Raw genomic sequence first — 12,842 nt, 5'->3', positions numbered from 1 at the left:
TCGCTATTCATTATGGCCCGCCGTGACTGACTTGGTATGGCCGCGACGTGGTGAATTCGCGACCGGCGAAGAGGAATCAGCTTCGCTTGCACGAGTGCGCCCGACACCATATCCGCGTTCTTTCGCATACGTGGCGAGTTCCTGCTTGAGTTGGGTACGCGCACGGTTGAGCCGGCTCATCACCGTACCGATTTTCACACCTTGCTCGTCCGCCACCTGCTGGTAGGACTTGCCGTCGATCGCAGCGTCGATGAACACCTGCCGACGTTCAGGGCTGAGTTTGTTGAGCGCCGCCATAATCTCTTCGGGCGCGTACGTATCGAGATACTGCTGTTCAGCCGATTCCAGGCCTTGCGAAGCGTGTTCGGAGGCGGAGTAGATATCCCAGTCATCGTATTCCCCAGTCGAATCGTTCGCGCGCTGCGGGCGCCGCTTCGCTTTGGCGTACTGGTTGAAATACGAGTTGCGCTCGATTGTAGTCATCCATGCTTCGAAATTGCTGCCCGGTTTGAAGCTGTCAAACGCCTTGAATCCCCGTTCGAAGGTGTCCTGGACCAGATCCTGCGCGTCATCGGGATTATTGGTCAGTTTCATTGCCTGACGGTACAACGTGTTCACCGCGGGCATGGCGAGCTTTTCGAAGCGCTTGCGCTTCTCTTCTGTTGATTCGTTCAGCTCGTTGCTCACCCCACTATTCTATGACGCGCCGCACTCGGCGTTTCGTATTCGGCGACAACGGCGAGCCGCAGTAGCGTCATGCCGGTGATTGTCTGTTTCGCATCGCACAATGTTCCCTATGACCATGACTTATGACGCACTGATTGCGGCGTTGGAGGAAGCGCCACAACAAAGCGATGACACGCAGCTTGGCTCTTCGTGGCTGCTTGGCTTCGACACCGAAACCACGGGTGTTGCGGCGGGGCGTGACGCCATCGTGTCCGCCACCCTCGTATTGCGCGATCCGCAGCGCGGCCATGAAGGCGACGCCGAGGCCGAGTGGGTAATCAACCCGCATCGGCGGATGAATCCGAGGGCGAGCGCCGTCAACGGCTTCACCGACGACTATCTCGCCGAACACGGCATGGAGCCGACGGATGCAATCGACCAGATTGCGCGGGCTATCGCAGCGGCGCAGGATAAAAACATCCCGCTACTGGCCTATAACGCCCCCTTTGACGTCCATATGCTCGAAGGCGACCTGAATCGCTGGAAGCTGCCCCAAGTCAGCGAGCGCCAAAATCCCGCGGAACCGTCCAACGGCATGCTGGTGGTCGACCCGCTGGTCATCGACCGCGCGGTATCCAAGCGCCACGGCAAGCGTACCCTGACCTTGACCACAGAATATTACGGTGTCGTCCCCACCGGCGATTTCCACAACGCCACGGCGGACACGGTCGCCGCGGTGGACCTCATCAAGCCGATGAGCACTTTGTATCCTCAGGTCGGGCATCTGACCTTGGGTGAGCTGATGGATTGGCAGCGGCAAGCGCATGATGCTTGGCAGACATCGTTCAATCAGTGGCTGGAAAGCCGCGGCCGTACCCCGCTGCACGACCAGTGGCTGTGACCGCATCGGCAGATATCAGGCGAAAATCATGCGCCGCCGGACTCCCGGCACGCGCCTGCACGGAACCGACACAGCGCACCGTCTACAATGAGGGCGGGCAGACGGGGAACGACAAGAAAGGTTCGCTCATGGCTTTGACTCTGGCTTCGGCCGCACAGCTGCTACAACAGCATCATCTGCTGCACGAAATCGTCCGGGCTGACCGCTGGACGCTGGACGCCGGCGAATTCGAGGGTTCGGACACCCCGTTCTCTTCGGTCACCTATGACACGCGCAAGGTGGAAGACGGTACGCTGCTGTTCTGCAAGGGCGCCTTCCGCCCGGAATATCTTGACGGGATCGATGCGCGCGGGCTGTCGGCATACGTGTCCGAAACCGAGTTTCACGAACGCACCGCAGCCCCGGGACTGATTGTATCCGACGTGCGCAAGGCGATGAGCCTGCTATCCGCGGAATTCTACGGTCGTCCGCAGGAAAAGCTGACCGTGGTCGGCATCACCGGCACCAAAGGCAAGACCACGACCGCCTACTTCACCCACGCCGTGCTCAGCGCCCTCAGCGGCGGCAAGGCGGCGCTGTTCTCGTCGGTCGACAACTGCGTGGACGGCCGCACGTACGTGGAATCCGATCTGACCACGCCGGAATCTCTCGATGCCTTCCGCATGATGGGCGAGGCCGTGAACCATGGCATGCGGTATCTGGTCATGGAGGTCTCTTCGCAGGCGTACAAGGTCAATCGCGTGTACGGCCTGACCTTCGACGTGGGCGTGTTCCTGAACATCTCCCCCGACCATATCAGTCCTATCGAGCACCCGACATTCGAGGACTACCTGTGGTGCAAGCGGCAGATCGTCGACAACTGCCGCACACTCGTGCTCGGTGCCGACGCGGATCATGCCGATCTGATCAGGCAGCAGGCGCAGCGCGACCGGCGGAGCATCGTCACCTTCGCGCTGCATGACGAGGCGAAACTCACCACGCCCGCCGACGTTGTGGCAAGTCCCGCGGACCCCACCCATACGCAGTACCGGATCGAGGCCGATGGCGTCGATTTCGGCTTGTTCTCGCTCGCAATTGACGGTGATTTCAACTATGCGAACGCCGCCGCAGCACTTGCGATTGTCCACGCGTTGGGGCTTGACGCGTCATCGGAAGCCCTGCACGCGATGGAACACGTGAAGATTGCCGGACGTATGGAACGCTTCGAAGACCCGTCCACGAATACCGTCGCCATCGTCGACTACGCGCATAACGGGATTTCCATGAGAGCGTTGCTCGATTATGTCAACGAACGCTTCGGCACGCGTCACCCATATATCACCCTGATTACCGGTTCCGCAGGCGACAAGGCGTACGACCGCCGCAAGGAAATCGTTGAAGCGGCCCAGCATCGGATCGGCCGGTTCATCTTCACCGAGGAGGACACCAATACGGAACCCACGGAAGATATCTGCAAGCAGATGGCGGGCTACGTCACCGACCCACAGGTCAAGTCCGACATCATCCTCGACCGCGCACAGGCCATCGAAAACGCCGCCGCAGTCGCGAAAAGCCATCCGGAGCGTCTCGACGTCATCCTTGCCATCGGCAAGGGCAACGAACGCTGGATCAAGCGACTGAACCGGCATACACCGTATGAGGGCGATGACGCGATTTTTGCACGCTTGCTGGGTTGACGCGGCATATAGAGCGAACGCATTCGACATTCATGACAGGTAAGGAATAATTATGGATTTTGAGCCAATCGTCCTTGGCGGAGACACTCTCGGATATTCATATGCGCGAGAGCTTCACCGGTGTTATTCCAGCAAAACGACCATGCTGGCGGGCGCTGACATCAAGTACTCTTCAGCCAGTAGATTCACCGATTACCACACCATCGAAGATATCGACAAAGAACAGCGACTGATGGAGTGGCTCCACGCCCATGCGGGTCATTTCGATGCGCAGCCCGTAGTCATCGCCGGGGCAAGCGACTGGCATGTGCGCAACCTGTCGAAGCACAAACAGGAGCTGGAAGAACTGGGATATGTGATTCCGTATATCGATTTCGATCTGCTTGACGACATTACGCAAAAGGACCGCTTCTACGCCCGCTGCGACCGACTGGGCATGCCGTATCCGAAGACCATCGTCGTGCCGTTCTCCGATTCGTATGACGATTCTGTGCTTGCCGGCACGTCGATGCGTGTCGTACGCGAGAAGCGGGAACTGTCTGGACTGAGCTATCCGCTCATTGCCAAGCCTTCGAACTCCGCCGACTGGCATTATGCCGATATCCCCGGGAAAAACAAGGTCTATATCGTCTCTTCCGAACAGGAGCTGTTCTCTATCTACGATGCCGTCGCCGCGTCAAGCTATTCGCATGCTTTGCTGATTCAGGAGCGTCTGTCTGCTAGCGACGAGTCGCTGCATACGCTGACCACGTTCTCAGATGCCAACGGCACCGCCATCGTGGCAGTCAGCGGCGATGTGCTTGTGCAGGACCGCAGCGCCACCGGCATCGGCAATCCTCTGGTTATCATGTCCACGGGCAAGCATCATGATTTGCTCGAGGCAGCCGGGCGATTCCTTGCGGATACCGGTTACGAGGGCTATGCCAATTTCGATGTTATGGATGACGCAGACGGCAACCCCCATTTCCTGGAAGTCAACACGCGTCCCGGCAGGAACACCTACTATGTCAGTCTGGCCGGGTGCCCGTTCGTCAAGCCGCTGATCGAGCATTTCGTCATGCATCATGATTTGCACGATGCTCTGTCCGCCAAGGAACTTGCCGCCGACGACGATTTCCTGTTCACGATGGTTCCGCGCAGCGTCATCGACCATGAGACACATGGGGCCAAGCATGATGACGCCATGCGTATGTTCGACTCGGGCCATTGGAGCAGCCCGCTGCTGTGCCGCGAGGATACCTTGAGGCAGCGGTTCTGGGGCCGGGTCAACTTCGAGCATATGCGCTTGAAGTTCTGACCGGCTGGCGTCATCAGCCGGCATGGCGGCGGCGACGGCTGGCGGAACAGCCGTCAACCATCAGCCGCGACGTTCCAACCGCTGGCTGATGGCGGCGCTCACGCCGTCGGCGCGCATGGTGATGCCGTAGAGCGCGTCGGCGATGGCCATCGTACGCTGCTGGTGCGTGATGATGATGAGCTGGGCATGCTCGCGCAGGTCGTCCAGCGCGTCCAGCAGCCTCGTCAGGTTCACGTCGTCGAGCGCGGCTTCCACCTCGTCCATCACGTAGAAGGGGCTGGGGCGGGCCGTGAAAATCGCGAACAGCAGGGCCAGCGCGGTCAGCGAACGTTCGCCGCCCGACAACAGGCTCAGCTGCTTGACGCGCTTGCCGGCGGGGCTTGCCTCGACAATCACGCCCGTGCCCAGCATGTCGTCCGGGTCTTCAAGCCTGAGCCGGCCGGTACCACCCGGGAACAGGGTGGCGAACACATGCTGGAATGCGGCTGCCGTATCGTCGAACGCGCTGGAGAACACACTGACCATGGTCTGGTCCAAGTCCTGCACGAGTCTGAGCAGATCCTGGCGGCTTTTCGCAACATCGTCACGCTGGTCGTGCAGATACTGGTTGCGCGCGTTGAGCGCCTCATATTCCTCGGCGGCGAGCGGGTTGACCTTGCCCAAGGCCTTGAGGTCGCGCTGGGCGCGTTCCAGACGTTTGACCTGCTCCTGCCGCGCGTACGGGACGGCCGCCGGGGCTGACTGATCCTCGTTCTGCACTTCCGACTGGTGTTCCCCCGGAGCAGCGGCATGCTCCGGCGATAACACCGGCACCGGGTGATCAGGGGAATACTGCTCGACCAGCTCGTCCATATCCATACCGAGCGTGTCCGCTACCTTCTGCGTGAGCTGTCCCCAAGCGGCAGCCTGCCGTTCACGCTCCACATCAAGCTCATGTTCGTCGCGCTGCAGACGCTGCACCTGGGGTTCCAACCGGTCGCGCTCCGCCCGCAATGCTTTCAGTTCCTCATCATGGGTGGACAGTTCCGCTTGCAAATAATCGCGGCGCTGTGCGGCGCGGACGACGCTCGTATGGGCGAGCCGTGCACAGGCGGCGGCATCATTCGAGACCTGGTCCGCCGCATCCGCCCGCCGGCGACGGGTGTCGTTCTGTTCTTGGATTCGCGCCTGACGTTGCCTCGCCTGTTCGGCGTTGTCGCGCAACAAGCCGATTTGCCGTTGCAAGGACTGGGCTTGCCGGTCGGCTTCCTTCCATGCGAGTTTCGCGGACACCTCCTGTTCGCGCGTCTGCCCGAGTTGCTGCTCGAGCTGATGTTCGCGGGCGGCGAGGTCGTCAAGGTCGGCGTTCGTATCCTGCGATTCCTGCGCGGTCGCCAATGCCTTGCGCACATCCTCAAGCTTGCCTTGATGGTCGTCCCGCCCTTGTGATGCGCTGCGTAACGTCTCCTCGACGCGTGCGAGCTGCCGTGCGGCGGTCTCGACCCGGTCCCGCGCCGCCTTCAGCGTTCGTTGCGCCTGTTGCGCCTTGACTCGCGCCTCGGTACGCAACTGCGCCTGACGGTCAACGTCGAGCCGGGCCTGGTCGCGTTTCTCAGTCAGCTCTGCCACCGACGCATCGATGTCGGCAAGCCGGGAGCGCAATCCCTGCATGTCGGCAAGCGCCTTGTCTCGCTTTGCTGCCAGCGACAGATCGCTTTGCGACAGGGATGATCCGCCTTGCGCCCCCACCACGGTAAGTACCTCTCCCTGACGGGTTACCGCTCGTTTCCACGGGCCCTGATTGACGGCCTTGAGGGCATCGTCACGGGTCTCCTTCGCGGCAGTGTCGGCGAGTAGTGCACGCACCGCAGCTGTGACACGACGGGCGGACTCAGGGTCTTGAGCATGCGGGTTCGCCTCGACCAGCGCGGCGGCGGATTCGTGCGGTTTTGGTTGGCTTGCGGCAGTATCAGCGGTGGCAGCGGTGCTGACGGCGGCAGCGGTGACGCCAACGTCATCAGTGTTATCAGTATCAACGTTATCAGTGCCGACAGCAGCATCGTCCGTTTGCCCGCCGAGCGGATGCAGCAGCACCGCCTTGCCGAGCGCATGGTCCTGCGCACGTTCCAGAGCGGCGAGCATCTGCTCCTGCCCGGGGACGACAATCGCGCTCGCATAGTCGCCGAGGGCGTGCGCAACGGCTTCCTCCCACCCGTCTTCGATGCGGATGAAATCCGCGAGCCGCCCCATCACGGCGATATCCCGGTCGGTTTCAAGCTCCCCGGCGGCATTTCGGCTGTCCAAAGTATCGGCGAGCGCATCCGCCTTGGCTTGCAGGGAGATGATTTTCCCATTGAGCTCCCGCTGCCGGGCAAGAGTCTCATCAAGCCCCTCCTGACTGTGCTGGAGGGCTGTTCTGGCTGCGTCAAGTGCCGCTCCCCCGTCGTCATCGGCGTCTTGGCGCTCCTGTTCCAGCTCAGCGACGCGCGTGCGCGCCTGCTCCGCTTGTGTCCGCATATCGGACAGTTGTGTGGACAGATCAGCGATTCTGGTGTCCGCAGCATGCACCGCCGATTCCTCGCGGGCTACCAGTTCCCGCAGATTGGCGATATGCGCGTCACGCTGTTTCGCGGTTTTGCGCAGTTCGGTCAGGGTCTGGCGAATCGAGGCGAGCCGCCGTTCATAGTCGGCGCGTGTTTCGGTCGCCTGATCATAGGCGAGCCGCGCGTCATCGACCGCACCCCGCTGCTTGGCTACCTGCCGCTCAAGTTCGTCGGCGCGTTTGGTGAGCATGTCGGGGTTTTCGCCGGTATCGGCCACAATCTGCGAGCGGATGGAAGCGGCGCGTTCGGCGGCCACAGAAGCAAGAGAGCCGAATCGTTCCTCAAGACGCGACAAATCGTGCCACACTTGATTCGCTTGGGCGAGCTGCGGGTTAGATCCCGAGGTGATGGCCTCCACCTGTTCGATGCGCACTTTGGCTTTTGCCAAGTCCTGTTGCAACGCGGCGAGCTGGCGGCGGGTGTCGGCGAGATCGCCGCGCAGATGGTCACGCTTATCTCGCAACTGGCATGCGTCATCGGCGAACAGCCGGGCTTGGGCGTCCCTGATGGTCATCTGGATGGTGTCTGCACGCCGGGAAACACGCGCTTGACGCCCCAGAGGGCCGAGCTGGCGGTGGATTTCGCGCAGCAGATCGTCAAGCCGGGCGAGATTGTCTTCGGTGTTCGCCAGCTTGCGCAACGCTCGTTCCTTGCGTTTGCGGTGCTTGAGAATGCCGGCGGCCTCCTCGATGAACGCGCGGTGTCCGCTCGGGTCAGCGCGCAGAATGGCGTCAAGCCTGCCCTGCCCGACAATCACATGCATCTGCTGGCCGAGGCCGGAATCCGACAGGAGTTCTTGGATGTCCAGCAGCCGGCACGCCGACCCGTTGATTGCATATTCCGAGCCGCCGTTGCGGTACAACGTACGGCTGATGGTCACTTCCGTATAGTCGATGTCGAGCGCGTGATCGGTGTTGTCGATGGTCAGGGAGACCTGCGCGCGCCCCGCAGGCGGCCGGGTGGAGGTGCCCGCGAAAATCACGTCCTCCATCGACGTGCCGCGAAGGTTTTTGGCGCCTTGTTCGCCCATCACCCAAGTCAGGGCGTCAACGATGTTGGATTTGCCTGACCCGTTCGGGCCGACGACGGCTGTGACGCCCGGCTCGAAGCGCAGCGTCGTCGGGTTCGCGAAGGATTTGAATCCGCGGAGGGTGAGTTCCTTGAGATACATGGGCGTGGCGGGGTTCTGGCCGGTCAGGCGTTACTGGTTCCGGAGGCGTTGCCGGCTGGGTTGTCCGTATTGCCTGACGTGCGTGCGTCGATGGTGAACTTCAGTCCTTCCTCGCCGGCGTTGAGAATCTCGTTGATCACATCGTCGGTTTCCGGCTTGCCGTCGGTGTCGTCGTCAATATCATTGGTGGCAACAGATTGATTGCCGGTGTCGGCAGTGTCGGTGCTCTTGCCGGCATCGTTCGCGTCCTCAGGCGAGACAACGGGCGGATTGACACGTTCGGCCTTCGGCTTGGCCAGATCGGCGGCCATATGTTCGGTCAGCAATGTCCTCGCGTCGCCCGCAGTGACGAAGCTGCCGCAAATCAGCACGCCATGCCCATAGCCGACGCCAAGGTCATCTTCAGCGTCGACCTTGTCGACAGCGGCCTGGATGGCGTCCGGAAGATCCTTGATGACGGTCACGCGGTCCGGGCCGAACACGCGCACCGCAATCTTCTCCAGCTCTTCGACTGGCATGACGCGGTCACGCCAGGAGTTCTCGGTGACGATGATCTCGCTCAGAATCGGCTCGAGCACGCCAAGATATTCCTCGACCTGCTTGTCGCCCATCATGGCGACCACGCCGACCAGCTGCTGGAAGCTGTAATTCTCCTCAATTGCGGCGCGTAAGGACTGGGCGGCGTTCACGTTGTGCCCGCCATCGACGATAATCGTCGGGGATGTGCGGACCTGTTCGATGCGGCCGGGCACCTTCACGCTGCCGAGCGCCTCATCGACCAGATCTTGGTCAAGCTGGCCGTTGACCGGAATCACGGTTTCCGCGGCGGCAAGGGCTGCCAAGGCGTTATGCGCCTGATGCTCGCCGAATTTCGCGATCGGCACATCACGGTATTCGCCTTCCGGCGTGCGCAACGTCGCCATCTGGCCGCCGACTGCGGGGACGCGGGAGACGACTTCCATCTCCTCCCCGTCGCGAACCAGCGTGGCGTTGTTGCGTTTCGCTGCGGCTTCAAGAATCGGCATGACCTGCTCGGCGTGCGGCTGGCGGCCGATAATCGCCGTGCAACCGGGCTTGATGATGCCTGACTTCTCGGTGGCGATTTTCTCGACCGTATCGCCCAGCCACTGCATGTGATCCATGTCCACCGGGCCGATAATCGCGGCATCCGCATCCATCACGTTCGTCGCATCCCAGGCGCCACCCATGCCGACTTCGAAAATCGCGACATCGACCGGGGCGTCGGCGAACTTCCAAATCGCCATCGAGGTGAGCACCTCGAAGAAGCTCATCGGCGGCTTGTTCTCCTGCTCCATCTTGCGGTCCACCAGCGCAACCAAATCCTTGATCTGGTCCCACGAGTCAATGAAATCGTCATCGGACAGCTGCTGGCCGTCAATGGCGATACGCTCGTTGATCTTCTCCAGATGCGGGGACGTGTACAGGCCGGTACGCATGCCGTACGATCGGCAAATCGCCTCCGCCATGCGCGCGGTGGACCCCTTGCCGTTCGTGCCAGTGATGTGGATGACGCGGAAGCTGTCCTGCGGGTTGCCGAGCAAATCGACCATCATGTTCATGCGGTCGAGGTCGAGATTCGTCTTGTTGTGTTCCGGTGGGCGCTTCATGATTTCACGCTCAACATCACGGATGTTCTCACCGCTGCGATTCGGATGTTCAAACGACATACCCGCTGGTCTCTTTCCTATGCCTATTGCTGTGCTGTGGGGACATGCGGCCGGCGCTGGCAGACCGCATTCGCGCGCCCGGATTGCCGTCTGGAGGCCAATGCGGGCACTTTGTTCCTATTCTATGCGAATTGTATGCGAAATCCGTGGGGAATCCGCAATCAGCGCCCACCGCGAAAAATCGCGGCCCGGTCGCCATGCTCGCGGCGCTCAAGGTAATCACGGAACACGGCCATGCGCTCGACGGTGCTCGCCGCGAGCGGACTGGGCAGGTCGTCCACAGCGAACCAGCCGACCTGAAGACTTTCCTCATCGCCCACGAAAGGCTGCGCGTTGCCGCCGGGGCGTAGTGAGCACAGGAAGGAATGATCCATGTACTGCGCCTGATCGCCGTTGCCGTAGGTGATGATGCGGTCGCTACTGGTGACCGCCACCAAATCGGTGACAACCGCGTCCACGCCGGTTTCCTCCTTGATTTCGCGCACCGCGGTATCCGCCGGCTCCTCCCCCGGCTCGACGATCCCGTAGACGAGCGCCCACTGCCCGGTGTCCGAACGCCGGCCGAGCAGCACGCGCCCGGCATCGTCGCGCACATAGGCGGTGACGCCGGTCAGCCATAGAAGGCTGTGACCGATGGATTTACGCAGTTCGATGATGAAATCAGGTGTCGGCATGGGTGCTCCAGGTTTGTTTTCGGTGGTGCTTGTCGGTGGTGTTGAGGGGCGGGGGTATGGGAAGGTTGGGCGTACGGAAGGGTTGGGCGTGGAGACGGGATGTGGGAATCGGGGTTTGGTACGTGTCGAAACGTGCGGAAAGTGCGTAACGTACCGAAGCGTGTGGAACGCATCCGAACGTGTCGAAACGTGCGGAACGTACCGTCACGTACTGGAACGTGTCGAAATATGCCCGAAAATACCGGAAGTACCGAAAGATACGTCAATCCGTTGCGATGGCTTGCTCCGGCATGGCCATCGCAACGGATTGATGCCTCAGGGACGCAGAATCTCAGTCCTCGCGCGCAGCCGCACGCTCGGCAAGCCAAGCCTCGACCTCGTCGATCTGCTTGGGGATGCCGGCGGAAATCCATTCGGGGCCGTGCTCGGTCATGAGTACATCATCCTCGATACGAATGCCGATGCCACGCAGCTCAGGCGGCAGCAGCAAATCGTTCGCCGCGAAATACAGGCCGGGTTCGATTGTGAAAATCATGCCCGGCGTGATCTTTGCGCCCTGGTACGACTCGTACCGGGCCTGCGCGCAATCATGCACGTCAAGCCCCAGATGATGCGCGACACCGCAAGCAAGCCAACGACGATGCTGCTGTCCTTGCGGGGACAGGGATTCCTCGACCGGGACTTTCAGAATGCCCCACTCGTGCAGGCGCTCGGCGATCACGCGCATGCACGCATGATGGATATCCGAATACGTGGCACCCGGCTGCGCGGCTTCGAAACCGGCCTGCTGGGAGTCCAGCACCGCCTGATACAGCTTACGCTGCAAGGGCGTGAACTTGCCGTTGACCGGGAAAGTGCGCGTGATGTCAGCCGTGTACAGGCTATCGACCTCGACACCGGCATCGACGAGCAGCAGTTCGCCGTCGCCGACCACTCCGGTGTTGCGCATCCAATGCAGAATCGGCGCATGCTTGCCCGAGGCGATGATCGTGTCATAGCCGACGGCGTTGCCCTCCTCGCGGGCCACCGAATTGAACGCGCCCTCCAGCATGCGCTCGGAACGCGGGCGTCCGATCACGCGCGGCAAGTGGGTGAGCATACGGTCGAAACCGTGCTTCGTGGCCTCGACAGCCTTGCGGATCTCGCCAATCTCATACTGGTCCTTAACCATGCGCTGCTCGGAACCGAACTCCGCCAACGCCTCATCAGCCTTCGTGTTGGTATCCGGGTCGCCGAAACCGTTCGCCTCGCGCACCCGTTCGACCATCTGCGTGATCGACGGGTCGGTGGTGCGCACCACACGCAACTGCACGGCACCCGCCTCGGCGCCGACATCCTTGCTGATCGCGTCCTCGAGTGTGGCGATGTCATGGGTCTCGATGCCCGTCATCGCCTTGAGCTCGCGCAGGCCTGCGCGCGGGCCGACCCAGTACTCGCCGTAATGGGTGTCACGGTAGTAATCAGCCGTGCTGTTATCGGCACGAGGGGCGACGAACAGTTCCGGCGTATGGGTTTTGCCGGCCTTCGCCTCCGCGCTGTTCGGATCGAGCGGGTTGAGCACGAGCACGGCACCCGCCTCGTAATCGCAGCCCAAGCCGGTGTAATACGCGAACGCGGTATCCGGGCGGAACGCGTAATCGCAATCATTGTTGCGTACCTTCGGCTGACCCGCGGGAATGACAATGCGCTCACCCGGGAACCGCTTGCCCAGCGTCTCAAGACGCTTGCCGATGTACTTGCTCGATTCCAACGGCTCGACCGCCGGCTCGGCGTTGTCCCAGCCGGTGGTCATGAACTGGCGGAACGTCTCGCTGTTCGGGCGCAACGAACGGTTGTTCACCCGGTCTGCCATCGGCTGGTCCGGGCCCGGGGCGTTCTTGCTTTCTTCCGCCTCATACGCCTTATCTGCTTCAGTCACTACCGAACTCATGTCACTCCTCCAACACAAGAATCGTTGTTGTTGCTGTCACTCTAGTCATACCCGCCGGTCACGATTGCCGCAAACGCCGACATCCGACGCGTTACGCATGTCACGGCATACGTGATCCGCCCGAAGCCTTGTCCCGCCAAAACCGGCACCACCGGCCCCTCCACCACCCGGTTTGCGAGCCGATCCTCACACAACGGGGATCGGACACGCCAGAATCGACACATCCCCGCATCTCCACCACCCGGATTGTGAGCCAA

At 61.5% G+C, this 12,842-nt stretch carries 8 protein-coding genes; 3 read left to right on the top strand and 5 right to left on the bottom strand.

What is annotated here, in order from left to right; translation table 11 throughout:
• Positions 1–3: 3 nt before the first annotated feature.
• A complete protein-coding gene (locus ACZ41G_RS02585) occupies positions 4–627 on the bottom strand; it encodes a sigma-70 family RNA polymerase sigma factor (protein WP_244898942.1) in 624 nt (207 codons plus the stop codon).
• 169 nt (positions 628–796) lie between these two features.
• Here ACZ41G_RS02585 and ACZ41G_RS02580 point away from each other — a divergent pair, with 169 nt between their 5' ends.
• From ACZ41G_RS02580 to ACZ41G_RS02570, 3 genes are all read left to right on the top strand, one after another.
• Positions 797–1,567 carry an exonuclease domain-containing protein gene (locus ACZ41G_RS02580; RefSeq protein WP_033492295.1) on the top strand — a complete coding sequence of 257 codons (771 nt, stop codon included), beginning with the start codon at positions 797–799 and terminating at the stop codon, positions 1,565–1,567.
• 128 nt (positions 1,568–1,695) lie between these two features.
• Positions 1,696–3,243 (top strand): UDP-N-acetylmuramoyl-L-alanyl-D-glutamate--2,6-diaminopimelate ligase, encoded by a 1,548-nt coding sequence (locus ACZ41G_RS02575; RefSeq protein ID WP_464145781.1) that lies wholly within the window; start codon positions 1,696–1,698, stop codon positions 3,241–3,243.
• 52 nt (positions 3,244–3,295) lie between these two features.
• Positions 3,296–4,540: a carboxylate--amine ligase gene (locus tag ACZ41G_RS02570; RefSeq protein ID WP_033505196.1), complete on the top strand. Its 1,245-nt coding sequence runs from the start codon at positions 3,296–3,298 to the stop codon at positions 4,538–4,540.
• 60 nt (positions 4,541–4,600) lie between these two features.
• Here the strand turns inward: ACZ41G_RS02570 and ACZ41G_RS02565 are convergent, their stop codons facing one another.
• The 4 genes from ACZ41G_RS02565 to ACZ41G_RS02550 form a co-directional block, all read right to left on the bottom strand.
• Entirely contained in the window at positions 4,601–8,293 is a 3,693-nt protein-coding gene (locus ACZ41G_RS02565; RefSeq protein ID WP_464145778.1) for an AAA family ATPase, read from the bottom strand.
• A 23-nt stretch (positions 8,294–8,316) separates the two neighbouring features.
• On the bottom strand, positions 8,317–9,981 hold the full coding sequence (locus tag ACZ41G_RS02560; RefSeq protein ID WP_033505192.1) for a bifunctional folylpolyglutamate synthase/dihydrofolate synthase: 1,665 nt from the start codon (positions 9,979–9,981) through the stop codon (positions 8,317–8,319).
• A gap of 161 nt (positions 9,982–10,142) precedes the next feature.
• Positions 10,143–10,655 carry an NUDIX hydrolase gene (locus ACZ41G_RS02555; RefSeq protein WP_033505190.1) on the bottom strand — a complete coding sequence of 171 codons (513 nt, stop codon included), beginning with the start codon at positions 10,653–10,655 and terminating at the stop codon, positions 10,143–10,145.
• A gap of 331 nt (positions 10,656–10,986) precedes the next feature.
• Positions 10,987–12,585: an aminopeptidase P family protein gene (locus tag ACZ41G_RS02550; protein ID WP_321046110.1), complete on the bottom strand. Its 1,599-nt coding sequence runs from the start codon at positions 12,583–12,585 to the stop codon at positions 10,987–10,989.
• Between the last annotated feature and the right edge of the window lie 257 nt (positions 12,586–12,842).

Source organism: Bifidobacterium porcinum (genome assembly GCF_055378475.1).
The sequence above is the reverse complement of the archived record's forward strand: the minus strand, read 5'-3'. Positions and strand labels throughout refer to the sequence as shown.

Coding starts and splice junctions, on each gene's coding strand:
- ACZ41G_RS02560 (WP_033505192.1), bottom strand. CDS start 9,981: ATGTCGTTTGAACATCCGAATCGCAGCGGTGAGAACATCCGTGATGTT.
- ACZ41G_RS02575 (WP_464145781.1), top strand. CDS start 1,696: ATGGCTTTGACTCTGGCTTCGGCCGCACAGCTGCTACAACAGCATCAT.
- ACZ41G_RS02555 (WP_033505190.1), bottom strand. CDS start 10,655: ATGCCGACACCTGATTTCATCATCGAACTGCGTAAATCCATCGGTCAC.
- ACZ41G_RS02550 (WP_321046110.1), bottom strand. CDS start 12,585: ATGAGTTCGGTAGTGACTGAAGCAGATAAGGCGTATGAGGCGGAAGAA.
- ACZ41G_RS02565 (WP_464145778.1), bottom strand. CDS start 8,293: ATGTATCTCAAGGAACTCACCCTCCGCGGATTCAAATCCTTCGCGAAC.
- ACZ41G_RS02585 (WP_244898942.1), bottom strand. CDS start 627: ATGCCCGCGGTGAACACGTTGTACCGTCAGGCAATGAAACTGACCAAT.
- ACZ41G_RS02580 (WP_033492295.1), top strand. CDS start 797: ATGACCATGACTTATGACGCACTGATTGCGGCGTTGGAGGAAGCGCCA.
- ACZ41G_RS02570 (WP_033505196.1), top strand. CDS start 3,296: ATGGATTTTGAGCCAATCGTCCTTGGCGGAGACACTCTCGGATATTCA.